The 23,042-nt window shown below is 41.5% G+C and carries 17 protein-coding genes and 2 pseudogenes; 6 read left to right on the top strand and 13 right to left on the bottom strand.

What is annotated here, in order from left to right; all coding sequences use genetic code 11:
* Nucleotides 1-36: 36 nt before the first annotated feature.
* Together glgD and AB5Z12_RS13270 are read right to left on the bottom strand one after the other, a co-directional pair.
* Nucleotides 37-1,155: a glucose-1-phosphate adenylyltransferase subunit GlgD gene (gene glgD, locus AB5Z12_RS13275; RefSeq protein ID WP_173769801.1), complete on the bottom strand. Its 1,119-nt coding sequence runs from the start codon at nucleotides 1,153-1,155 to the stop codon at nucleotides 37-39.
* Entirely contained in the window at nucleotides 1,152-2,429 is a 1,278-nt protein-coding gene (locus AB5Z12_RS13270) for a glucose-1-phosphate adenylyltransferase (protein ID WP_173769802.1), read from the bottom strand. Before AB5Z12_RS13270 ends, glgD begins: the two co-directional genes overlap by 4 nt.
* A 399-nt stretch (nucleotides 2,430-2,828) precedes the next feature.
* Between AB5Z12_RS13270 and murC the strand changes: the two genes are divergently transcribed.
* Together murC and AB5Z12_RS13260 are read left to right on the top strand one after the other, a co-directional pair.
* Complete coding sequence (murC, locus tag AB5Z12_RS13265) at nucleotides 2,829-4,208, top strand: UDP-N-acetylmuramate--L-alanine ligase (RefSeq protein WP_173769803.1); 1,380 nt, start codon at nucleotides 2,829-2,831, stop codon at nucleotides 4,206-4,208.
* A 519-nt stretch (nucleotides 4,209-4,727) separates the two neighbouring features.
* Complete coding sequence (locus AB5Z12_RS13260; RefSeq protein WP_227198838.1) at nucleotides 4,728-5,909, top strand: DnaD domain protein; 1,182 nt, start codon at nucleotides 4,728-4,730, stop codon at nucleotides 5,907-5,909.
* Between the two features lie 17 nt (nucleotides 5,910-5,926).
* On the opposite strand, the pseudogene AB5Z12_RS13255 reads toward AB5Z12_RS13260, so the two are convergent.
* Nucleotides 5,927-6,037 (bottom strand): annotated as a pseudogene (locus AB5Z12_RS13255) (DUF6783 domain-containing protein); the annotation flags it as partial.
* Here AB5Z12_RS13255 and AB5Z12_RS13250 point away from each other — a divergent pair.
* The 3 genes and pseudogenes from AB5Z12_RS13250 (at nucleotide 5,987) to AB5Z12_RS13240 (ending at nucleotide 8,302) form a co-directional block, all read left to right on the top strand.
* Nucleotides 5,987-6,118 (top strand): annotated as a pseudogene (locus AB5Z12_RS13250) (DUF6783 domain-containing protein). The pseudogenes AB5Z12_RS13255 and AB5Z12_RS13250 sit on opposite strands and share 51 nt — an antisense overlap.
* An 18-nt stretch (nucleotides 6,119-6,136) precedes the next feature.
* A complete protein-coding gene (locus AB5Z12_RS13245; protein ID WP_148462214.1) occupies nucleotides 6,137-7,123 on the top strand; it encodes an ATP-binding protein in 987 nt (328 codons plus the stop codon).
* Between the two features lie 3 nt (nucleotides 7,124-7,126).
* Nucleotides 7,127-8,302, top strand: a complete 1,176-nt coding sequence (locus AB5Z12_RS13240) for a ribose-phosphate pyrophosphokinase (protein WP_148462213.1) — start codon at nucleotides 7,127-7,129, stop codon at nucleotides 8,300-8,302.
* Between the two features lie 126 nt (nucleotides 8,303-8,428).
* On the opposite strand, the gene AB5Z12_RS13235 is transcribed toward AB5Z12_RS13240, so the two are convergent.
* The 9 genes from AB5Z12_RS13235 to AB5Z12_RS13195 all read right to left on the bottom strand — a co-directional run bounded on the left by AB5Z12_RS13235 (nucleotide 8,429) and on the right by AB5Z12_RS13195 (nucleotide 20,874).
* Entirely contained in the window at nucleotides 8,429-9,937 is a 1,509-nt protein-coding gene (locus AB5Z12_RS13235; protein ID WP_148462212.1) for a hypothetical protein, read from the bottom strand.
* 74 nt (nucleotides 9,938-10,011) lie between these two features.
* Entirely contained in the window at nucleotides 10,012-11,070 is a 1,059-nt protein-coding gene (locus AB5Z12_RS13230; RefSeq protein WP_237963527.1) for a DNA repair exonuclease, read from the bottom strand.
* A 14-nt stretch (nucleotides 11,071-11,084) separates the two neighbouring features.
* Nucleotides 11,085-12,476: an asparagine--tRNA ligase gene (gene asnS / locus AB5Z12_RS13225; RefSeq protein WP_118578103.1), complete on the bottom strand. Its 1,392-nt coding sequence runs from the start codon at nucleotides 12,474-12,476 to the stop codon at nucleotides 11,085-11,087.
* 204 nt (nucleotides 12,477-12,680) lie between these two features.
* A complete protein-coding gene (locus AB5Z12_RS13220) occupies nucleotides 12,681-14,231 on the bottom strand; it encodes an InlB B-repeat-containing protein (protein WP_368368673.1) in 1,551 nt (516 codons plus the stop codon).
* A gap of 103 nt (nucleotides 14,232-14,334) precedes the next feature.
* Nucleotides 14,335-15,825 carry a UDP-glucose--hexose-1-phosphate uridylyltransferase gene (galT, locus tag AB5Z12_RS13215; RefSeq protein WP_173734971.1) on the bottom strand — a complete coding sequence of 497 codons (1,491 nt, stop codon included), beginning with the start codon at nucleotides 15,823-15,825 and terminating at the stop codon, nucleotides 14,335-14,337.
* A gap of 149 nt (nucleotides 15,826-15,974) precedes the next feature.
* The gene (locus AB5Z12_RS13210) at nucleotides 15,975-18,425 is read right to left on the bottom strand and encodes a hypothetical protein (protein ID WP_368356937.1); all 2,451 of its coding nucleotides are present in this window, start codon (nucleotides 18,423-18,425) and stop codon (nucleotides 15,975-15,977) included.
* 11 nt (nucleotides 18,426-18,436) lie between these two features.
* Complete coding sequence (locus AB5Z12_RS13205; protein ID WP_148462207.1) at nucleotides 18,437-19,636, bottom strand: methyltransferase; 1,200 nt, start codon at nucleotides 19,634-19,636, stop codon at nucleotides 18,437-18,439.
* Between the two features lie 87 nt (nucleotides 19,637-19,723).
* Nucleotides 19,724-20,098, bottom strand: a complete 375-nt coding sequence (locus tag AB5Z12_RS13200) for a hypothetical protein (RefSeq protein ID WP_148462206.1) — start codon at nucleotides 20,096-20,098, stop codon at nucleotides 19,724-19,726.
* 77 nt (nucleotides 20,099-20,175) lie between these two features.
* Nucleotides 20,176-20,874: a 5'-methylthioadenosine/adenosylhomocysteine nucleosidase gene (locus AB5Z12_RS13195; RefSeq protein ID WP_118577995.1), complete on the bottom strand. Its 699-nt coding sequence runs from the start codon at nucleotides 20,872-20,874 to the stop codon at nucleotides 20,176-20,178.
* A 204-nt stretch (nucleotides 20,875-21,078) separates the two neighbouring features.
* Between AB5Z12_RS13195 and AB5Z12_RS13190 the strand changes: the two genes are divergently transcribed.
* Nucleotides 21,079-21,321 carry a TIGR03905 family TSCPD domain-containing protein gene (locus AB5Z12_RS13190; RefSeq protein WP_148462205.1) on the top strand — a complete coding sequence of 81 codons (243 nt, stop codon included), beginning with the start codon at nucleotides 21,079-21,081 and terminating at the stop codon, nucleotides 21,319-21,321.
* Nucleotides 21,322-21,371: 50 nt separating this feature from the next.
* Here AB5Z12_RS13190 and AB5Z12_RS13185 read toward each other — a convergent pair whose 3' ends face one another.
* Nucleotides 21,372-22,988, bottom strand: a complete 1,617-nt coding sequence (locus AB5Z12_RS13185; RefSeq protein ID WP_148462204.1) for an MBL fold metallo-hydrolase RNA specificity domain-containing protein — start codon at nucleotides 22,986-22,988, stop codon at nucleotides 21,372-21,374.
* Nucleotides 22,989-23,042 lie beyond the last annotated feature (54 nt).

Here is a 23,042-nt window from a genome sequence, read left to right as displayed (position 1 = left end):
CTTAATCGCATTTACTGCGCTTTAAGTCTTATTATATTACAAGCTATATCTATCATTTTTCTCCACAACGATCTCTACTTCTCCATCCCCGCTGTAGTAAGAATTTGCCCGGATGGTTCCCCGGCTTTCAACGATACAATTCTCAATATGTGTATTATCCCCCAGATATACATCATTCAAAATTACGGAATTTTTAATTACGCAATTATTTCCAACATAAACATCTTTAAACAGGACAGAGTTCTCAACCACTCCGTTTACAATACATCCACTGGAAATCAGAGAATTCCTAACATCTGCACCAGGATTGTATTTAGCCGGTGGAAGATCATCAATCTTGGTCTTAACTGCCGGCTCCTGTTTGAAGAAGTAGTTACGGATCTCCGGTTTCAGGAAATCCATGTTGGTCTTATAGTAAGATTCAACAGTGGAGATATTGCTCCAGTAGCTGTCGATCTTATATCCATAGATTCTCTTCAGATTCTTATAACGGATCAGAATATCTTTTACGAAGTCATTTCGACCTTCCTGTGCAGCCTTCTCAATCAGTTCGATCAGCTGTCTTCTTCGGATCACATAAATGCCTGTAGAAATAGTATTATATGGGGAAACCATTGGTTTCTCCTCAAATTCTTCAATCCTGCAATCCTCATTCATACGAAGGACACCGAAACGCTCAACCTCGGAAGGATCCGGACATGTAGTGCATACAACGGTAATGTCAGCGCGTTTCGCAATGTGATATTCCAGAACCTTGTTATAGTCCATCTTGTACACGCAGTCACCAGATGCGATGACAACATATGGCTCATGACTGTTCTTCAGGAAATTGAGATTCTGATAAATAGCATCTGCAGTTCCCTGATACCAGAAACCGTTTTCTTTGGTGATAGTAGGAGTAAATACGAAAAGACCGCCCTGCTTTCTTCCGAAATCCCACCATTTGGAGGAGCTTAAATGCTCATTCAGGGAACGTGCATTGTACTGAGTCAGTACAGCTACTTTCTGAATGCGGGAGTTCGCCATATTACTCAGGGCAAAATCTATGCTTCTGTAGCTTCCGGCAATAGGCATTGCTGCAATTGCCCTTTTGTCTGATAATTCTCTCATGCGGTTATTGTTACCGCCGGCTAAAATAATTCCGATTGCTCTCATGCTTTGTCACCGTCCTTTGTTGCAATTACCTGTCCGCTTTCCAGAATGCCATCCGGATAATCTGCCGGAGTGGTCACACCGGAAATCGCCGTGTTCTTTCCAATCTTAACATTATCCGGAATCACGGAGCCTTCTCCTATGGTCGCAATGCCAAATGCATATACCGCAGGTTTCTTTATATTAGGTGCTTCCTCGCCGCAGCCAAGAACCACGTCATTTCCTATGGTTACGTCCTCTGCCACAATTGCCTTTTCCATGTCTACATTCTCACCGATGATTGTATTCCGCATGATAATAGAATCCCGGATCACACTGCCTTTTCCGATCACAACATTCGGTCCGATTACAGAATTATGTACTTCGCCATAGATTTCAGAGCCTTCACCGATGAGACATCTGTCCAGAACGGCCTCCTCTGAAATATACTGTGGCTGGATGATATCGCCCTTGGTGTAAATCTTCCAGAATTCCTCATAAAGATTAAACTCAGGAATAATATCAATCAGTTCCATATTTGCTTCCCAGTAGGAACCAAGAGTTCCAACATCTTTCCAGTAGCCATTGTATTCATAGGCAAAAAGGCGCTGTCCTTTATCCTTGCAATATGGAAGAATATGTTTACCAAAGTCACAGCTCTGCTGATCCTTCAGTGCGTAAAGCGCTTCCTTCAGAACCGGCCAGCTGAAAATATAAATTCCCATAGACGCCAGATTGCTGCTTGGATGCTCTGGTTTCTCCTCAAATTCAGTTACTCGGAAAGTCTCATCCGTTACCATGATGCCGAAACGGCTGGCTTCCTCAATAGGTACAGGCATACAGGCAATGGTCACATCCGCCTTATTTGCCTTGTGGAAGTCAAGCATAACCTCATAATCCATCTTATATATATGATCTCCTGAAAGGATAAGCACATAATCGGGATTGTACTGCTCCATATACGCCATATTCTGGAAAATGGCATTGGCTGTTCCTGTGTACCACTCGCTGTTTGTGCTCTTCTCATAAGGTGGAAGTACAGTTACACCGCCTTCAGTTCTGTCCAGGTCCCACGGAACACCGATACCGATATGGGTATTCAGTCTCAGAGGCTGATACTGTGTCAGGACTCCAACTGTATCAATTCCTGAATTAATACAGTTACTTAACGGAAAATCAATGATACGGTACTTACCTCCAAAAGCTACTGCTGGTTTGGCCACTTTTTCTGTCAGTACCCCAAGTCTGCTGCCTTGGCCGCCGGCTAAGAGCATGGCAATCATTTCTTTTTTAATCATGCTATCACCTCTTGTTGTAGTTATGATTTATCATTATACCATACTTCCCATATTTAATAAACATATTTTACAATTTATTTGTTGATATTTTACTTTTTTTATCGTTATTGTACATGTTTTTTCGACACAACCGAATCTCTGATTGTTTTTTTTATTCATTTTGTACAGTAGTATTACTGTGTTTTGCGAAGCATACTGCTGTGAAAATCGTGAACAGCGACACTGTAGGAAAGGGAAATTATTGTATTGGTTACCGACTATCCAAAGAAATACTTTGCAATTTTTACAGTTCGGGGTATAATAAATGAAAGTAATTGTAAAAATTCATAACGATTCAGGAGGCTTTTCCTTCAATGAATATTGAATCGCTTCAAAAATGATTAGCATAAGGAGATTAACATGTATCAGATAGACTTCCATAAACCGCTTCATATCCATTTTATCGGTATTGGCGGAATCAGCATGAGCGGACTTGCTGAGATCCTTCTCGGCGAGGATTTCAAGGTTTCCGGCTCTGATTCCAAAGAAAGCCCGCTTACGGATTCCCTTACCAGGAAAGGTGCACGCATCTTTTACGGACAGCGCGCTTCCAATATTACAGACGATGTAGAACTTGTAGTTTACACTGCAGCCATTCATCCGGATAACCCGGAATATGCCAGTGCAGTGGAAAAAGGCATTCCAATGCTGACCAGAGCCCAGCTTCTTGGTCAGATCATGCGCAACTACGATACCCCAATCGCAGTTTCCGGAACCCATGGCAAGACCACCACTACTTCCATGATCTCCCAGATTCTTCTGGAAGCAGATGCGGATCCGACCATCAGTGTTGGCGGCATTCTTCCTTCTATCGGGGGAAATATCCGAGTAGGTCAGTCCGAAACATTTGTCACAGAAGCCTGTGAGTATACCAACAGCTTTTTAAGCTTTTTCCCGAAGATCAGTGTGATCCTGAACATTGATGCTGACCATCTGGACTTTTTTAAGGATATTGACGACATCCGTCATTCCTTCCGCAAATTTGCCCAGCTGCTTCCCGCAGACGGAGCCCTGATCATCAATGCTGATACGCCGCATTATCAGGATATTATCAAAGACCTTTCATGCAAAATTATTACATATGGTCTGGAGCATGAAGCTCAGTATCAGGCCACAGATATCACTTATGACAAATATGGACATGCATCCTTTACCGTTCTGAAGGATGGCAGAAAGGCCGGCAGTTTCTATCTGAAAGTTCCTGGCAGCCACAATGTTTCCAATGCCCTGGCAGCAATTGCTCTGGCTCGGCTTCTTCAGATTCCGGATGATGTCATTGTCAAAGGACTTGGCAGTTTCACAGGAACAGATCGCCGTTTCCAGTATAAAGGCGAAGTAGCAGGCGTTACCATTGTTGATGATTATGCGCATCATCCAACAGAAATCCAGGCTACTTTAAACGCTGCACACAATTATCCACACAAGAAGCTGTGGTGCGTATTCCAGCCTCATACTTACACACGTACCAAGGCTCTTCTTCCGGAATTTGCACAGGCTCTTAAGCTTGCCGATCATGTGGTTCTGGCAGACATTTATGCAGCAAGAGAAACAGATAATCTTGGAATCTCTTCCAAGGATCTGCAGGCACGGATCCAGGAGCTTGGTACTCCATGCGAATATTTCCCAACCTTTGATGAGATTGAGAATTTCCTGCTGAATAATTGTGAAGCCGGAGATCTGTTGATCACAATGGGTGCCGGAGATGTTGTTAAAATCGGAGAACAGTTACTTGGAAAATAATTGATTGCAATTTCAGCGGTTGTCATGTCCTTTTAAGACCTGGCATCCGCTGTTTTTGTTTTACCATTTTTATTGTCTCTGATCTGTTTTTCCTGGCAAAACGTGCATACCTTCTCATATCCACGATCACAGACTGTTTTTGCCAAAAATAATTATCCACATTGAAAAAAGCTTGGAAATTCAAGCAATTTAATAGTTATCCACATTATCCACAGGCTTATGCACATTTTTGCACTGGCCTGCATGTGGATTCTTATGTGTATAAAGTGCTTAACATAATACTACGACATAACTCGACAAAAATCACAGTTTTTCTTTAATTTTCCGCATTTTTCGGGTTTCCCATAAACATTATGTGCAACTTGGTTTCCACATTATCCACATTATCCACATTGCAATCCACACACATTTTGTAAAAACTCCGGCAAAAAATCTCCTATTCTCATTTAAAAAGGGGTGTGCTATAATGCAAACACAATGAACAGTGATGATTCATATTCCCAGATAAGGAGTGTTTCCATGATCAGGTTACATAGTACAGGGCTTAATGATGCCACCATTTTATCCAATATTTTTATCGACCATTTTATGCCAAAGGCAAATGGAGAATTTGTAAAGGTCTATATTTATCTGCTCCGTATGCTTGGCCGCCCGGAGGAAGCTTTCGGGCTTTCCCAGATGGCAGACTCCCTGTTCTGTACAGAAGGAGATATCCTCCGCGCGCTGAAATACTGGGAGTCTGAGAAACTGGTTATCCTCTTATACGAGGAAGCTGAATTGACAGGAATTACCTTACAGGCACCGTGGAATGAAGCAAATATGCTGGCTACGGTGACTCCCGCAGGTATCTGTAACGCCGGTTCGCTCAGAGATGTGCCTGATACTTATCACATATCTGCCCCTGAATCCCCAGCCAGCAGTCCCAATGCTCCTACTGATAAACCATTGCAGACTGACCAGATTTCCTACCGTGGCGCGGATCTGCCTGTCCCACCTTCCTCCAAACCACTTTCCGAAACGAAAGCACTTACCCCGGATCGGGTGAAGGAGCTAAAACAGAATGAAGATATTATCCAGCTTCTTTACATTGCTGAGCAATACCTCGGCAAAACACTCACCCCCACAGAGACACGCAAGATCCTGTTTTTCTACGATGAGCTGCACATGTCTGTAGATTTGATCGATTATCTGATCGAATACTGTGTTGGCCGTGACCACCGCAGCATCCGTTATATCGAGACAGTTGCCATGGCATGGAAGGAGGAAGGCATTACCACAGTTGAAATGGCAAAGGATTCCACCTCCCGCTACAGCAAAGAATATTTTTCAGTTCTGAAAGCGATGGGAATTACCAACCGCAATCCTTCAGACGCGGAAATTTCGCTGATCAATACCTGGACCAGGGACTATGGTTTTGCCATGGAATTGATTCAGGAAGCCTGCTCACGGACAGTTCTGCAGACTGGACAGCCAAGTTTTCCATATGCAGACAAAATTCTGCAGCGCTGGAAGGATAAGAATATCCGCACTTTAGGGGATGTCCGTCTTCAGGATGCCCAGCACCAGAAGCGCAAGCTGGAAAAAGCAGTGTCGAAAGCAGACAAGCCGAAATCCGCAGCCCCAAACCGCTTTAACAATTTCCATCAGCGTGACTACGATTTTGCTGAATATGAGAAGAAACTGCTTAATAAACCAAATTAAATCCTGGAAACAGATTTTTATTTAAAACACATACTAGAGCATGTTTGAAAAAGGCTTTCTGCAAGATGTGCGTCACAATTTGTGGGAGATTTTGTCCGGATGAGGGCGCCGTAGCGGGCTACGGCAACTGAATTCGGGCAAAATATACCGCAAAGTGGGGCGTGCAGATTGCGGGAATGATTTTTCAAACAGGCTCTAACGTCTTATAACCTGGAAGGAGAATTTACATGCCCTTACAGAATTACCAATACGATACTATAATGCGGGAATACAACCGTCGCCAGGCCAGGAACCGCCGCATACAGGAAGAGCATCTTGCTGAAGCCTATGAGAAAATTCCCCGTCTGCGTGAAATCGACGAGGAAGTAGCTACTTTAAGTGCCAGGAAGGCCCGGGCCCTGATCAGCCGCCAGGAAGTCGGCATTGAAGATCTTCGCAATGATATTGCCCTGCTTTCCCAGGAACGCACTGCATTACTGCTTTCTTCCGGCTATCCTGCTGATTATTTGGAGATGAGCTACACCTGCCCTCTTTGCCAGGATACTGGCTATATCGGCAGCCAGAAATGCTCCTGTTTCAAGAAGGCAGAGATCGAACTTCTGTATACACAGTCAAATTTAAAAGAAATTCTTGAAAAAGAGAACTTTGACCACTTTTCTTTTGACTTTTATTCTGATACAATAACAAATGATTCAACGGGACTCACCGAACGTGAGACTGCACGTCGCGCGTATAAGATGGCGAAGGAATTTGTCGCTGACTTTGATAATTCTTTCCAGAACCTGTTTTTCTACGGCGACACAGGTGTGGGCAAGACCTTTCTTTCCCACTGCATCGCTCACGATCTTCTGGACAGTGCACACTGTGTACTTTATTTTTCTTCATTCGAGCTTTTTGATTTTCTTGCAGGCTCTGCTTTTTCCAGAGGCAGCGACGCTCCCGATGATGAACCGATTTTTGACTGTGACCTGCTGATTATTGATGACCTGGGTACAGAGCTTACCAACAGCTTTGTATCTTCACAGCTTTTCCTGTGCATCAATGAGCGGATCATGCGCAAGAAATCTACGATTATTTCCACAAACCTGAAGCTGGAAGATTTCTCAGCAACTTATTCTGAGAGAACCTTTTCCCGCATCGCCAGCAACTATCAGATGACCAAGCTTGTGGGAAAAGATATCCGCATTCAGAAAATTTTTTTAGGAGGAAAGTAAAGAATGGCACAAGAAGAATTGACTACACTTCCCGTTGGAAGACTGGGATTAGTTCCTTTGGAAAGCTGCAGGAGCCTTGGACAGAAAGTCGACGAATGGCTCGTTAAGTGGCGTAAGGAGCGTGAGCATTCAGAATCAGATTCTTTCGCCTTTGAAGGATACAAAAGAGATTCCTATACAATCAAAGTTCAGAACCCTCGTTTCGGTTCCGGAGAAGGTAAATGTGTGATCACCGAGTCCGTGCGAGGAGATGATGTTTATATTCTTGTAGATGTATGTAACTACAACATCTCATATCCAATTGGCAAATACACCAACCTGATGTCCCCAGATGATCATTATCAGGATCTGAAGCGTGTAATTGCAGCTATTGGAGGAAAGGCCCGCCGCGTGAATGTAATCATGCCATACCTTTATGAGGGTCGTCAGAGCAAGCGTATTGGAAGAGAGTCTCTTGACTGTGCTACTTCCCTTCATGAACTGATAAATATGGGAGTTGAAAATATTATCACTTTCGACGCACATGACCCACAGATTCAGAATGCCACCCCACTTCATGGATTTGAGACTGTTCAGCCTTCTTATCAGTTTATCAAGGCTCTTCTGAACCATGAACAGGGACTTCATATTGACAATGAGCATTTTATGATCATCAGCCCGGATGAGGGCAGCATGAGCCGTGCGATCTATCTTGCAAACATCCTGGGTGTTGATATGGGCATGTATTACAAACGCCTTGACTACTCCAAGAATATAGGAGGAAGACATCCGATTGCAGCCTATGAGTTCCTTGGTCCAAATGTAGCAGGCAAGGATATGATCCTGATTGATGACATGATCTCTTCTGGTGACACTATCCTGAAGATTGCTTCTCTTCTTAAGGACAGGGGTGCCGGCAGAATTTACCTTTGCTCCACGTTCGGTCTGTTTACAGACAACCTTAAGAAATTCGATGAAGCACATGCTGCTGGTGTATTTGACAAGCTTCTCACTACCAATATGGTATATCAGTCTGAGGAACTTCTTGCAAAACCATATTACATTTCCTGTGATATGAGCAAATACATTGCACTGATCATTGATACACTGAATCATGATATGTCTGTAAGCCATCTGCTGAATCCAGTTGACAGGATTAAACGCTGTGTAAACAAATATATGGCACAGTATGAGAAATAAATAAAATAATTTGAGGCTGACCCTTCCAGGTGTCAGCCTCTTGTTTTGTTATCATTTATTTGTAACTGTTCAGTACTTTCACAGTTACATGCTTCGCGATCACTTAACATTCACTGTAACAGTTTTCTAAAAAATGTCAGCCATATCCTTATTATTGGTAAAAAGCAGCACCTGTCTGGGCTGTTTTTTCAGCCACCTGAAAACTGCCATAAGCTTATCCTGATTCTTCCCATGGAAAATATCATCCAAAATAACTGGAAAAACAGTTTCATTCGTGAACAACTCAGCAGCAGCCATCTGAATAGAAAAATACAGCATTTCAAGGTTTTCCTTTTCCAGATTTTCTGCCAAAACAGTTCCCTCTTCCAGACACAGTTCCAAACTCTGTCCCTCATCTCCATAGAACTCTATATATTTTCCATCTGTAAGTTCCCTGAAAATTTGGGATGCTCGTATCCGAATCTTTCTGCCTTTCTCAAGATAAATACTGCGTGACAGCTCTTTAATGGTATCCATAGCCAGGTTCAAGGACTGTGTTTCCAGATCTTCAGAAGTAGGAAGTGACATTTCCAGCTCAAATTCCTGATATTCGCTCTGCAAATTCGTAAAAGCAGTCAGTTTCTCACCGTAAATTCCATCAATATCTTCTTTACTGGATTTCAGCTTTTCCTGCTGTGACTGCAAATACACTTTTTTCTTCTTTAGCTTTACAAACTCCATATGCAGCTTTCTTCGTGCAGTAAGTGTATAAACCATTGCCACAACAGCAGCAATGATGCATACATCCATTCCTATTTTAGACATCTCATCAGTTAACTGAAATCTTCCAACAATACCAATAATTCCCACAATAACGGCCAGAATACCTGCTATCACCATTCCCAGATTCTTTTTCTCTATAGTCTGCAGCTGTTCTTCAATCACAGTGGCTTCTTCTTTCCCTGCTGCCGAATAGATTTTTGCCTGCGCCTGAACCACCTGCCCCTTCTGGTCCCGAAGTCCATCCAGGTCATTCTGCAGACTTTCCAGTTTCTCGCTCAGTTTTTCCTGTTCTCTCTGAACTGCTTTCCTGCCACGTTCTTTCTGGGTGAGATATCCCTTGCGCCACATCTTCAGCATCTGCTCCGTTCTTCCAAGATCCACCAGACCATCTCCGCTTTTGCTGAGAACAGCCAGTTTATTCTGTAGTTCCTTTGCCATTTCCCTGGAAGAACTACCGCTAAGTGATTCTACCATAACAGTATTGTCGAACAGGTTCTCACTAAATCCCCCAAGGATCCTCTCGAGGGCTCCATTTTCCCCATTTAAAATTTCTCTGGTATCTTCACAGAACAGCTCACAATTATGGATTCCTGCCCCTGTTTCCCGCGTCAGGCGGTAATCTTTTCCATTGTGCTGAAACCATATAGTTCCACCATATTTTTCCCGGGAAGCTTCAGTTCCTGCTTTTTCATAAATTCCATTCTTTTCCTGCATTTCCTCAGGCACTCCAAAGAACATGCTCTTCACAAAGATAAACACAATGTTCATTTCTGTTTCTTTTAGTCCATAGAGCACATTTACTCCAGAGGTCAGTTCTATGTCTTTTTCCCGAAGCCCACCAAAATTATTTATTAATATGCGTTTAAAAATCATATAACCTTATTCCCTCGCACATACATCTCAATTTTACACTGCAATACATATTTTCTGTTACTATCTGCTTTGTGTCAGCTGGAATGTCTTGTCTCCAACAGTGCCTGCAAACCATAGTACAGGGCCTTATCTTCCACTGTATTTCTGTTTTTTTCCATAAAAAAGCAGATATAATCCCCTATCAAAGTTCCGGCATATTTTTTTTGCAGTTCTTCCAGATCATAAGCAGGTCTGGTCTCATCCAGTACTTCTGTAATATTTCCAAAGGATTTCAGTTTTTCCGGAATCAGAAAAAGCTCTGGTTTTCTTTTCCCTTGAAGAATTACACGATATATATTCAGTCCGCCTTTTTTAAATATCTCATCCTTCAAAGCTTCTTCAATAGATAGCTGGGTGCTTTCTTCATTTACATTGAGAAGAAGTTGACTATAGGTTCGAATAGAAAACGGCACAAATCTGGTTTTCACTTTTCCATTTTCAATCCTTCCCTCAATGTAGCCATGTGCTCCCAGATCATTGCTTTCAATTGGCTCAAGAGCTCCGCTGTAAGCAGCCACATCCCTTATTACGCTCTGTGGAGTATGGAAATGCCCCAATGCAATATAATCAAAACCTGCTCCTGCAAGTGCAGCTATATTTAACGGGCAATGGCTTTCATCACCGCCATGAGCTATAAGAATATGCACTCCATCATTTTTCACAGGGCGTACGCCATCATACAAGGGCTGTCTGATCTGTGAATGTTCATAGCTCATTCCATAAACATATACCTCGAATTGCGTATCTTTCACACAGGTTACCTTCTCTTCTGGAAAAAAAGTCACATTCGGTGCCCAGGTGAAAGTTCTGTAAAAAGAATTTTCTTTCAGATAATCCCTTTCTCCTGCCATTAAATATACCCTTGTTTCCGGTATTCCGGAAAATAAATCGTTTACTTCTTTCAATTCATATGGAAGTGGCTGACGATGGAACAAATCTCCGGCTATAAATAACAAATCCACCGGATTTTCGCGGATACCCGCAATAACCCGGCGGAATGTTTCCCAGATTTCATTCTCCCGCTTATCACTCCATGGGCAGCCTCTGTCAGGCACTGCACCAAGATGTACATCTGCAAGATGAATAAATCTCATTCTTTTACCTCATTTTATAAATCGCAGTTGTTAACTGTTCTCGGGAATGGAATTACGTCACGGATATTGCCCATTCCTGTGAGATACATTACACAGCGCTCAAATCCAAGACCAAATCCCGAATGACGTGTGGAACCATATTTACGCAAATCAAGATAGAAGTCATAGTCTTCTTCCTTCAGCCCAAGCTCTTCCATACGAGCTTTCAACTTACCATAGTCGTCCTCTCTCTGGCTTCCACCGATAATCTCACCAATTCCAGGAACCAGGCAGTCCATAGCTGCAACGGTCTTGCCATCCTCGTTTGCTTTCATATAGAATGCTTTAATTTCCTTTGGATAGTCTGTAACAAAAATAGGTTTCTTAAAAATCTGTTCTGTCAGATAACGCTCATGCTCTGTCTGCAGATCACATCCCCAGGATACTTTATAATCAAACTTGTCATTATTCTTCTCGAGAAGCTCAATTGCTTCTGTATAGGTAACACGACCGAACTCAGAGTTTGCCACATGGTTCAATCTGTCAAGAAGTCCTTTGTCCACAAAAGAATTGAAGAAGTTCATTTCCTCCGGAGCATTCTCAAGAACATATCTAATCACATATTTCAGCATCGCTTCTGCAAGATTCATGTTATCTTCAAGATCAGCAAATGCACACTCAGGCTCGATCATCCAGAACTCAGCTGCATGACGTGTGGTGTTGGAGTTCTCGGCACGGAAAGTTGGTCCAAATGTATATACATTACGGAATGCCTGTGCAAATGTCTCACAGTTCAGCTGGCCACTTACAGTCAAATTTGTCTCCTTGCCAAAGAAATCCTGAGAGTAATCAATATTTCCCTTATCATCTGTAGGAATGTTATTCAGATCCATGGTTGTAACCTGGAACATCTCCCCTGCACCCTCGCAGTCACTTCCTGTGATCAGCGGAGTGTGTACATAAACAAATCCTCTCTCCTGAAAGAATTTGTGTATTGCATATGCACAGAGGGAACGTACACGGAAAACAGCCTGGAAGGTATTTGTTCTGGAACGAAGATGTGTGATCGTTCTTAAATACTCAAGGCTGTGACGTTTCTTCTGAAGCGGATAATCTGGTGCGGATGTTCCCTCTACAGAAATCTCTGCAGCCTGGATCTCAAATGGCTGTTTCGCCTGTGGAGTCGCTACCAGAGTTCCCTTTACAATAATCGCTGCGCCTACATTCAGTTTGGAAATCTCAGCAAAATTGTCCATTGTATCATGGTAAACGATCTGAAGGGTCTCAAAATATGTTCCATCATGGAGAACAACAAATCCAAAGGTCTTGGAATCACGAACGCTTCGTACCCAGCCGCCTACAGTGATCTCCTGATCCAGGTATTTATCCCGTTCTCTGTAAATTTCTTTTACTGTTGTAAGTTTCATAATTAGTTCCTCTTTCTCCTCATTTTTCCAAACACTCATTTCTCTATAGTATAGACTATTCCTCTTATTCGCGCAAGGATATTTTTCCAGGGAATAAAAGAAGATCCTGTCCGTTAAGCTTCGACACTTTTGGACAAAGATCTTCTCTTCTGTAAGTACTTTCCTATTGCAAAGTTGCCTCATTCTCAGTATTTCTCTGAACGTTTAATGCAATATAAGATAATCCAGACAATACTTAAAAATTCGTTTGTAGGTCTTGGTGGTGTAATGAAGTCCATCATCGTCTGGCAGATCAACTCCAGTTCCACTAATATTGGTACCATATCCATTCTCCATCAGATAAGAATACGTGTCAATATATTCAAAAGTGCTGCCAAGAGCACTGCACACAACAGAATTGAATTTGCGGATTACTTCTTCTTTTCGGATTGCATTTTTACCAAGATATTCGATTGTCTTACTGTTCACCGGATTCACCGACATAAAGAACAGCTTGCAGTTCTTTTTCTGTAAGCTCTCAGCAATCTCCTGATAATAAGAAATATAATCATACATATTTCCAGGATCGTTTACTCCCAGATTAAAAATAACCGCAGTCGGTTTCAACACGGAATAATTCTCTTCTGCAATAGAAAGAATAGAATTCATCCCTTGAGACTTCAGCCATTCAAGGCCCTTTCCCTCTTCGTATACAAAATCAATATCACGCAGCAGATTCGACTCATAATACCCTGAATTTAAATTTTGCAGCGTTCTCTGCATACGATTGGTCCGGGAGTCTCCTACAAAAATAATGTGATTGTAACCCCGATTGCTTCCATTTCCAATTTTCCAGCTGCTTGCGGATTGCAGAAGCTCTGAAAGAGTCAGGTCTTCCTCAGCGGAACGGTTAAACACAACTGCATATAGCTTTATGTTGCTGTTTACTGTAATAGTATCACCGGCTTCATAACGCGGTGCTGTGCTTTTTCCTAACTGGATATCCCACCCCATAAAGGTGTATCCAGATGCATTTCTTACAGATGGCAATGTATAAGAACTTCCAGATGCTACATTCTCTGTCTTGTAAACAGTTCCATTATTCTTGCACAAAGCCACTGTAAATGTTGTATCTGACTCGTAAACAGCGTATAATTTTATATTTTTTTTGATTCGAATCTTCTGACCCTCTGTATAAGACGCTTGGGACGCATTCTTTTTGGCACTCCATCCAACTGCCTTATAGCCGCTTTTTTGTGGAAGCTCTGGCAAGGTAAGATATCCGTTTTTTGTAACAGCTTTGTTTAGTTTCTTAAATACTGTACTGGTGCTTCCGGTATTATCATAGAAATAAACTTTATATATACCAACTTTTTTACGCACCGCGTACAGATTTATATTCTTTTTCAGACGTATTTTTTTCCCCGCGGCATATACCGCTTTGGTATCGTTTTTCTGAGTGGACCAGCCAAGATTTTTGTATCCGGTAATTGCAGGAACTGCCGGAAGCTTAATTTTTTTCCCGGCACTTACCTTTATACGCAGCTTGGAATAGGATGTTTTTCCACTTTGATTCCAGAATCTGACAACTACGTTCTTAGTGGCCGCCTGTACAGACTGAACACCACTAATCCCAATTTTTCCATCATTTCTAAATGAAACTCCGAACAAAATCAACATTGTGGCCAACAGAACCCAGAAAATCCTATTTTTTCTTTTTGTTTTATTTTCCATAGGCACTCCTCTGCTTTTTAATGTCTCTCCTGCTTTCATCATCTGCACAGAAAATAAATAGTTCTTATTTCATCTTCTGTGCTGTCTTCAGTATAATCAAACGGACACATTCTTTCAACCCAAAAAGATTGTCTTTATGATTTGGTTACAAATTTTCAATAAAACGCATAAATGCAACTCTGCCCTCTTCTGTACATTTGTAAACACCAGCATCTTCCAACACGTGAACAAACACATTTCCAACTTCTTTATGAAGAACCTCTTCAATATTGTCTTTATCAAGATGATCGTACTTCGGAAGGAATTCTTTTACCCACTGGGCATGTTTTTCAATCTTCTCATTAGAAGCAACATCCTTGCCATCCAGAATATATTCTTCCAAAAGCTCCAGTTCTTCTTTTAGCCGTGCAGGGAGAACTGCCAAGCCCATAACCTCGATCAGACCGATATTCTCCTTCTTAATATGATGGTACTGTGCATGTGGATGATATACGCCAAGAGGATTTTCTTCCGTGGTAATATTGTTTCGCAGAGTCAGATCCAACTCATACATATCACCTTTTTTACGTGCAATCGGAGTGATCGTATTATGAGGTTCACCATCCGTTTCTGCAAAAATGAATGCAGCCTCATCTGTATAGCCTCTCCAAACCTCCAGCACATGAGTTGCCAGATCAATCAGGCGCTTCTCATCTTTATGACGGATACGAAGTACAGACAGCGGCCATTTTACAATACCAGCCTCCACATCCTCATAGCCCGGAATAGTTACATATTTCTCAATTTCAGCCTTTGCCATAGCAAACGTATAATGGCCGCCCTGAAAATGATCGTGACTGAGAATAGAACCTCCCACAATCGGTAAGTCTGCATTTGACCCCAGAAAATAATGTGGAAACAGCTTCACGAAATCAAACAGCTTGATAAATGTGTTTCTCTCAATTTTCATAGGTGTGTGCTGGAAATTAAATACAATACAATGCTCATTATAATAAACATAAGGAGAGTACTGCATTCCCCACGGACTGTCATTGATTGTGATCGGAATGATTCTGTGATTCTCTCTTGCAGGATGATTTGCGCGGCCTGCATATCCCTCATTTTCCGGACAAAGCAGACATTTGGGATAGCTGCTTGATTTGATAAGCTTTGCCGCAGCAATAGCTTTCGGATCTTTCTCTGGCTTGGAAAGGTTAATTGTAATATCAATTGCTCCATAAGGAGAATCCACAGTCCATTTCTGGTCTTTCTTTACACGATAACGACGAATATAATCACTGTCCTGGCTTAATTTATAGAAATAATCTGTTGCTTCTTCCGGAGATTTCTCATATTTTTCCCAGAAAGTCTTCTGTACCTGAGCCGGGCGGGGCATGAGACAGTTCATTAATCTTGTATCAAACAGATCTCTGTAAACCACACTATCCTGAATCAGACCACGTTCTACAGCTTCGTCTAACAGTTCTTTCAGAACTTCTTCCAGATTAATATCAGAATATTCCTCTGCCGGTTCTGTGTATTCATCTTCTTTAAAAACGTCAAGAAGAAGATTTGTTGTATAGTTTTTCTCACAGGCAGGAGTCAGCCCTGTCTCAATTCCATACTGTACCAGTTTTTTAATACTTTCGCTTAGCATTTTTCTGTCCTTTCCTGTTGCTTTATTTTTAACAGTCTGTCCTCCACCACAGACAGACTGTTAACCACCACTTTGCTGCATCTTTCACATCTAGCATTTTTTGCATACATGTTCAATATCGGACTGTACCGGCTTTCCCAACAGCCACTTTAAAGCTTCAGTTTCTCAACATAACTTATAAAAATATTGCCGGCCTTTTCAAACAGCTCCGTACTGTCATTCATACCGTAAGGATAAGTTTCCCCTTTCTGCGGATCGTACAGATATGTGTTATATTCATCATATCCAATGATCACAACACTGGTATTATCCCCAGTTTTGGCAATTACCGGACGCTGGGCGCTGACCTCATATAAGACACTGTCTAATGTACAACCAGACAGATCAACGATAGTACCCTCATCCCCAAGAGCCTCCTGTAGTGCTGCAACATCCAGGGATGCACTCTTCATTGCTTCCGGCACATCCTCCAGATTAAGAGTCAGCTTTGTCTTCTTATTTCCACGCTCCCATACATACTGCTGAGCACGATTTAACACAACGCCAGTCTGATCATCTGCTCTTTGAATTGCAAGTGCAGGATCTGTAAATGTACTGTCCAATCCTCCTTTTGCATAAACATAGTAAATATCTTCCTCAGGAATCTGCGTATCCAGAATAATACGGTCATCACCTATATTTTTCATTTTTGCATAAACTACTAACGGTTCCTGAATTTCAGGTGTTTCAGTGAGAGCCAGTCGTATCTGGGTTCCGGTTCTGGAATTTGTCACCAGTTCCACGGATACAGTATTGGCTGAGGCTTTGGAATTATTCAGAATATTATCCTTGCTTACTGCTTTGTATCCTTTTTTTGTCTTCTTGGACAACTGAAATTCCATCATAGTGTTTCCCATAGTAATATCAGTTACATACAATCCATCCTGATGATATTCTTTTTTCAAAGTTCCATCAAATCCTTCAATACGGACAGTATGAATCCCCGTAGTCTCATGACCATTATCGTCTGCGATCACATCTCCATCAACTACGATTCCATAAACAAGATCTTCATTCATAAATCCATTCAGCACTAAAGACTGTCCTGAAGATGGTGCAAGACTCCTGGTTTCTAATGTTTCAAAATCTATTTCTTTTATATTTCCGGCGCTTTCACCTTCCTGAATGATCCATGCAGCATGTGCACCTGTATCCGAAACAACAAAGTCATCTATTTTAATTCCTTCCTCAAGAACCTCACTGGTACCATCTGAAATGTTTATCTTATAAAGCTTATTTGCAAATAAAAGATAAAGAGCATTTTCTGTACTGACATAGGATAATGTTCCAAGATCCTCTTTCAGGAATTCGTAGGATTCTGTAGACGGAATAAATACTTTTTCTTCCACCACATTCTGATCATTGCTGTAATGATATACACAAACACCACAGCATCCTTCCCGAACGCCTCTGTTCATATATCCATAAAGAACAAAGTCCACATCTCCGTTATCTTCCACACGAATGATCTTTATATTATGCTGGTATCTGGAATCCCTGAAATCTCCATCCGTTTCTTTGCGGAAACTGAAAATTCTGGAAAATTTTCCATCATCAGGAGAATAAGACCATAAATCCCCTTCCTGAACGAAAGCAAGAACTCCTGCGTTTTCATTCATCATATATTCCACATTTTTGTCTCTGACTCCAAGTAAAAGCCCCTTGTCGGAAATGCTGATGGAGCTTTCCTCAAACACCTGTGATGCACTTCGTTTAAAATCCAGAAGCATGATTCTTGTTTCAGTATAACGCATCCGGTAAAATTCTGTCACATCATAGATTTCCTGGTTGCCATCTTCATCCAGTGCCGCAATCTGATATTCAACAGAAAGACTGGCTGTGGTTTCATTAATATCCTTCACTACAGGAATTCCCTTTCTGTAAATCTGAGGGTTCAGATTGCCCCAGCTGATCTGGGCAAATGTAGAATTGATATTAATATCTGTATAGTTGGTAGATGTACTGGACGTGTCTGATTCCAGGTAAGCAGTCAGATCCTCGGCGGACGCTTTATCCAGACATTTTTCGTAAAAGCTCGCAGCAAACTTCACGTACTGGGCAGCATTCACATTGGATCTGGAAACTACTCTTGTATAGTAATAAGCTGTTCCCTTATTTGTCTCAAGAGATAATTGCAAAGAATACTCCTGATTCATCAGAAGATCACTACTCAGCTTAATTGTCGTTGTCAGATAGCTGTCCTGTTTATCCAGACTTTTAATCTTACGGTTTTCCAATACCTTACTGCCATCTGAAGTACGTATCTCATAGGAAAGGCTTTTCACCTTTGTATCATAGGCATTTATGACAAAGGACAGTTCCTTGGATGTATCAATAGGCGTCACACTATCCCTGGTAAAATCAGACTGCATAGGCTGTGCATAACCATACATCCTGTTTGCATAATTTCCATCAAAATCAACCATTACCTCCGGAAAAACCGGATCATTCATATCAGAGCGGTCATCCGTAGTCTCACTATTCAGCAGGAACGAACTTCCTGCCACGCCGAGAACAAAAACAAACAGGAGAATCACTGCTCTGCGTAAAAATTTAATCATTCTTTCTCCTCTTAACTCTCTGATTGTACCTCCCCTTCACGGTGCAGAAGTCTTTCCAGTGTAGGATTTATATGCAGTTCCTTCATAAGCTGCACTGTACTCTTCATATCTTTTGGTTTGCCTGTCTTTACAGCACGGATCAGCAAATTCTTGGGTGTATGCTCCATATCAATAAATTCCAGGATCTGAGTTTCGTATCCCATACTTTCCAGCAGATTGGCTCGAATTCCATCTGTCATCAAAGCAGCCATTCTCTCCTTAAGAATGCCATATTTCAGTACAGGCTCCAACACTTCATTTTTTATCTGTCTATTTACCTCATGCTGACAGCAGGGTACAGACAAAATAACTTTCGCTCCCCATTCCACAGCCTTCGCAAGAGCATAATCTGTAGCTGTGTCACAGGCATGCAAGGTTACTACCATATCAACAGAAGAAACACCTTCATAATCAGCAATATCTCCCTGATAAAAATGCAGTTTTTCATATCCATACTTTACTGCAAGATGATTACATTTTTCTATTACATCTGTTTTCAGATCCAGACCAATAATATTTACATCATAACCTTTCAGTTCTCTCAGATAATAATACATGGCAAATGTAAGGTAGGACTTTCCGCATCCAAAATCAAGAATGGTCACTTCCCGCTGTTGATCCAGTCTTGGAAGAATGTCCTGAATAAATTCCAGAAATCGGTTGATTTGTCGGAACTTATCGTATTTTTGGGTGATAATCCTGCCTTCCTTATTCATAACACCAAGATCAACAAGAAAGGGGACTGGAATATTTTCCTTAAGTATGTACTGCTTTACACGATTGTGGGCCAATATCTGCGTGCCCTTGCTGAAGGTCTTGTCCATCCCGAAAGCCAGACCTTTTCCTTTTTCGGGATGACGTCTGGTCTTTATGGTCATCTTTCCTTTTTTGCTTACCAGAATAGTTCCATCCAGCGCCATCCCACTTGCCTGAAGCTGAGAAAAATCATGCTGCAGCCCCGCTTTTAAATATGAGATCAGTTCCTCTCTGGAATAATTTTTATGGAGCACCTTCGTCCCTACAGTTTCAGAAGCCTGATAAACCACCTTTCCCCGAATTTCTACAGGGCGTATTTTTACTTTGGATGGTCCGTCCCCTCTGCTGCCGCTTAAGACAGCCTGACACAGCTGTTCATTTATCTGTTCCTCTAAATATTCATCTATTGTTTTCATTTTTATTATAATTATTTTCTTTTATATTCTGTAATCGTTACTGTTCACTCCGCTCACAGCAACCTCTAATTGTCATTTTGATGCGTCTTATCTGTAAAAATCTCTCCTGCATCTTCTTCGTCGGCATCTTCTTCGTGATATTTCATGAAAAAGAAGCACTTCTACCAGATCACCAAGAAGTCCATCAGACATTGCTTCCATACCAGCCTCTGATTTTACTTCATCCATGATCTTCCTTCCAAGGTGATACAACATAAACCTGTCAGGATATTCATCGTAAAGCCTGCTGCCTTCATAATCCTGAAGATCACATTCTTCTTCCACTTTTTCCTGTATTTTTCTGGCAGTGTCCGGATAGTAGGATTTCATCAGTAAAAATTCCTCTTCCTGTTCCTTTTCTCCCCGGTAGAGCAAGGGATTTGCATAGCTTGTGTAAAATGGATAAAAATCTTTATATATCATATCAGCAATTTCGATTCCTTTTCCATTTCACTCTCATTATATGCAAGCTTCCGTTTTTCGGTCAATTGCACCATTTTTCAAATACGCGCCAGCATATTTAAAGTAAGCCTCACACTATGGTCAACAGCTGCTTTCTCAAATTCGCTGTAATCCATCTGCGCACTTCCATCAGCCTTATCAGAAATAGCACGGACAACCAGAAACGGAATTTCATTTAAGTATGCTGCCTGTCCAATGGCTGCACCTTCCATTTCAGTCGCATATGCTGAAAACTCTGATACAATTCGATTCTTAACATCCTGATCGCAGACAAACTGGTCTCCAGAAGCAATTCTTCCTTCAAATACCTGAATATCCGGATTTACTTCCTTACATACTTCTGCAGCAAGTCTGCGGAGATTATCATCTGCATTAAAGAAAAATACAGGCATTTGCGGAATCTGTCCCTTGCGATATCCAAATCCGGTAGCATCCATATCATGCTGTACAACATCTGTGGAAAGAACAATATCACCAATATTAATATTTTTATTTAAGCTTCCTGCAATTCCTGTATTAATGATCGCATCTACTGAAAATACATCTGCCAGAATCTGAGCACAGATACCAGCATTTACCTTACCAATTCCGGAACGCACTACAACAACCTTTTTTCCAGCAAGTATTCCCTCATAAAAATCCATGGAAGCTTTTTTTATAATTCGTACATCTTCCATTTTTTCTTTTAAAATCGCAACTTCAACTTCCATTGCGCCAATAATACCAATTGTTTTCATTTAGCATTCTCCTCTGTTTTTGAAAGTTAACTGCTTCTTCATCTGACATTATACCAAAACTTCTTGCTATATCCAACTTAAATTTGGCATAGAAACTTATAATATCTTCTGCTATAATGAGAGAAGGTGCAAAGCTATTGCTGTTCATAACCTGACCAGCGTTCCTGAGCTCCTGATTTTACATAACGATTGGAGGAAAAAACAATGGAATATAAAACAAAAGGTGTTTGTTCTATGGCAATTCAATATGATATTGATGATGAACAGAAAGTTCACAATGTGAAATTTATTGGTGGATGTTCTGGAAATACACAAGGAGTTGCCAAACTTGTAGAAGGTATGCCGGCGAAAGAAGTAATTGCACGCCTGGAGGGAATCCAGTGTGGACGCAGACCTACTTCATGCCCAGATCAGCTTGCCACTGCTTTAAAAGAAGCGCTTTCATAATTACTTCCCCGGGATTTTTGTCCCGGGGATTTCTTTTCAGACTGTAACACTTACCCATCAGTTCTGTCCCATTTATCGCATAAAGATTGGACATCCCTTGAAAACTTCTCCAGATCTTTGTTTGCACAGCCCTCGTTTTTGCGTATGACGGAAAGCAGTCTGTATCCAAGCGCAAGCAGCTTTTCGTATACCTTTGCAGCCTTAGATGCTTTTTGTAACGCAACAGGCTTCTGTATCTTAACGCCCTCTGCCTCGTACAGAAATTCGCCTTCAGCCAGATCAAATTCTGTTCCACTGAATGGCGCATATGCATCATAGTTCATCTCATCACGCAGTCTTGCAGCAAACAGTTCTGTCACAGTATCCTCGCCATGAGTAACAAACACTTTCTGAGGCTTTACTTCAAATGCTTTTATCCAGTCAACCAGACCATTTACATCTGCATGGCCACTGATTCCCGGCATACGGCAGATTTTTGCTGCAACGTGCACCGGTTCACCAAAGAGTTTTATTTCCTGAGTTCCTTCCAAAAGGGCGCGTCCCGGAGTTCCAACAGCCTGATAGCCCACAAAAAGAATGGTGCTGTCCTCCCGCCACAGATTATGTTTCAGGTGATGTTTAATTCTTCCTGCATCACACATTCCACTGGCAGAAATAATCACCTTACAGTCATCATCGAAATTGATTGCTTTTGAGTCTTCACTTGTTACGGATATCTTCAAACCTGGAAAGCTAAGAGGATTGATTCCTTTTCGAATAAGTTCCAGAGCCTCGTCATCAAAACAATCATATTTATGAATACCGAAAATATTTGTTGCTTCATTTGCAAGAGGGCTATCTACAAACACTTTAAAATTATCATGCCCGTGAATAAGGCCTTCTGCTTTTATCTGTCTGATAAAATACAGCATCTCCTGCGTTCTTCCCACTGCAAAAGAGGGAATTACCACATTACCTCCCCGGTCAAAAGTCTCCTGAATGACATCTGCCAGAAGGCGCACATAATCTGGTCTCTCTCCGTGGCTCCGGTCTCCGTATGTGGATTCCATTACCACGTAGTCTGCTTTACTAAAATAGGCAGGGTCTTTTATAAGCGGCTGATTTTTGTTTCCTATATCTCCGGAAAATACAATAGTTTTTTCAACTCCAGCCTCACAGATATTCACCTCAATACTGCTTGATCCAAGAAGGTGACCTGCATCAATAAACTTTACTCTCAGCCCCTCGCCAAGAATTATTCCAGTCTCATATGGACAGCCTACAAAATTACGAATAACCCCTAATGCATCCTCCATGGTATAAGCTGGAACAAATTCAGGCTTCCCCTGACGTTTTGCCTTGCGGTTACGCCATTCTGCCTCAAACATCTGGATATGGGCACTGTCACGGAGCATAATATCGCAAAGATTACAGGTTGCCTCTGTGGCATATACAGGTCCTTTAAAGCCTTTTGCGTAAATAGCAGGAAGATTTCCGGAATGATCCATGTGTGCATGTGTTAAAAGCACAAAATCTAATTCTCCCGGAGGCACAGGAATATCTTTATTTTCATAATAATCAGGTCCCTGTTCCATTCCACAGTCTACAAGAAACTTTTTTCCTGCTGCTTCCAGGTAATAGCAGCTCCCGGTAACTTCATGTGTTGCTCCAATAAAAGTGATCTTCATACAGATTCCCCCTTTTACCCGAACTCTTACTTATATTACATATATTTTTCTGTT

It is taken from the genome of Ruminococcus sp. RTP21358st1_G6_RTP21358_211008, from assembly GCF_040908885.1.
In the GTDB taxonomy this organism is placed as follows: Bacteria; Bacillota; Clostridia; order Lachnospirales; family Lachnospiraceae; genus Blautia_A; species Blautia_A faecis.
The sequence above is the reverse complement of the archived record's forward strand: the minus strand, read 5'-3'. Positions and strand labels throughout refer to the sequence as shown.

What these genes read in the sequence shown, in the direction of transcription:
- glgD (WP_173769801.1), bottom strand. Translation starts at nt 1,155, where the DNA reads ATGAGAGCAATCGGAATTATTTTAGCCGGCGGTAACAATAACCGCATG.
- AB5Z12_RS13270 (WP_173769802.1), bottom strand. Translation starts at nt 2,429, where the DNA reads ATGATTAAAAAAGAAATGATTGCCATGCTCTTAGCCGGCGGCCAAGGC.
- murC (WP_173769803.1), top strand. Translation starts at nt 2,829, where the DNA reads ATGTATCAGATAGACTTCCATAAACCGCTTCATATCCATTTTATCGGT.
- AB5Z12_RS13260 (WP_227198838.1), top strand. Translation starts at nt 4,728, where the DNA reads ATGATCAGGTTACATAGTACAGGGCTTAATGATGCCACCATTTTATCC.
- AB5Z12_RS13245 (WP_148462214.1), top strand. Translation starts at nt 6,137, where the DNA reads ATGCCCTTACAGAATTACCAATACGATACTATAATGCGGGAATACAAC.
- AB5Z12_RS13240 (WP_148462213.1), top strand. Translation starts at nt 7,127, where the DNA reads ATGGCACAAGAAGAATTGACTACACTTCCCGTTGGAAGACTGGGATTA.
- AB5Z12_RS13235 (WP_148462212.1), bottom strand. Translation starts at nt 9,937, where the DNA reads ATGATTTTTAAACGCATATTAATAAATAATTTTGGTGGGCTTCGGGAA.
- AB5Z12_RS13230 (WP_237963527.1), bottom strand. Translation starts at nt 11,070, where the DNA reads ATGAGATTTATTCATCTTGCAGATGTACATCTTGGTGCAGTGCCTGAC.
- asnS (WP_118578103.1), bottom strand. Translation starts at nt 12,476, where the DNA reads ATGAAACTTACAACAGTAAAAGAAATTTACAGAGAACGGGATAAATAC.
- AB5Z12_RS13220 (WP_368368673.1), bottom strand. Translation starts at nt 14,231, where the DNA reads ATGATGAAAGCAGGAGAGACATTAAAAAGCAGAGGAGTGCCTATGGAA.
- galT (WP_173734971.1), bottom strand. Translation starts at nt 15,825, where the DNA reads ATGCTAAGCGAAAGTATTAAAAAACTGGTACAGTATGGAATTGAGACA.
- AB5Z12_RS13210 (WP_368356937.1), bottom strand. Translation starts at nt 18,425, where the DNA reads ATGATTAAATTTTTACGCAGAGCAGTGATTCTCCTGTTTGTTTTTGTT.
- AB5Z12_RS13205 (WP_148462207.1), bottom strand. Translation starts at nt 19,636, where the DNA reads ATGAAAACAATAGATGAATATTTAGAGGAACAGATAAATGAACAGCTG.
- AB5Z12_RS13200 (WP_148462206.1), bottom strand. Translation starts at nt 20,098, where the DNA reads ATGATATATAAAGATTTTTATCCATTTTACACAAGCTATGCAAATCCC.
- AB5Z12_RS13195 (WP_118577995.1), bottom strand. Translation starts at nt 20,874, where the DNA reads ATGAAAACAATTGGTATTATTGGCGCAATGGAAGTTGAAGTTGCGATT.
- AB5Z12_RS13190 (WP_148462205.1), top strand. Translation starts at nt 21,079, where the DNA reads ATGGAATATAAAACAAAAGGTGTTTGTTCTATGGCAATTCAATATGAT.
- AB5Z12_RS13185 (WP_148462204.1), bottom strand. Translation starts at nt 22,988, where the DNA reads ATGAAGATCACTTTTATTGGAGCAACACATGAAGTTACCGGGAGCTGC.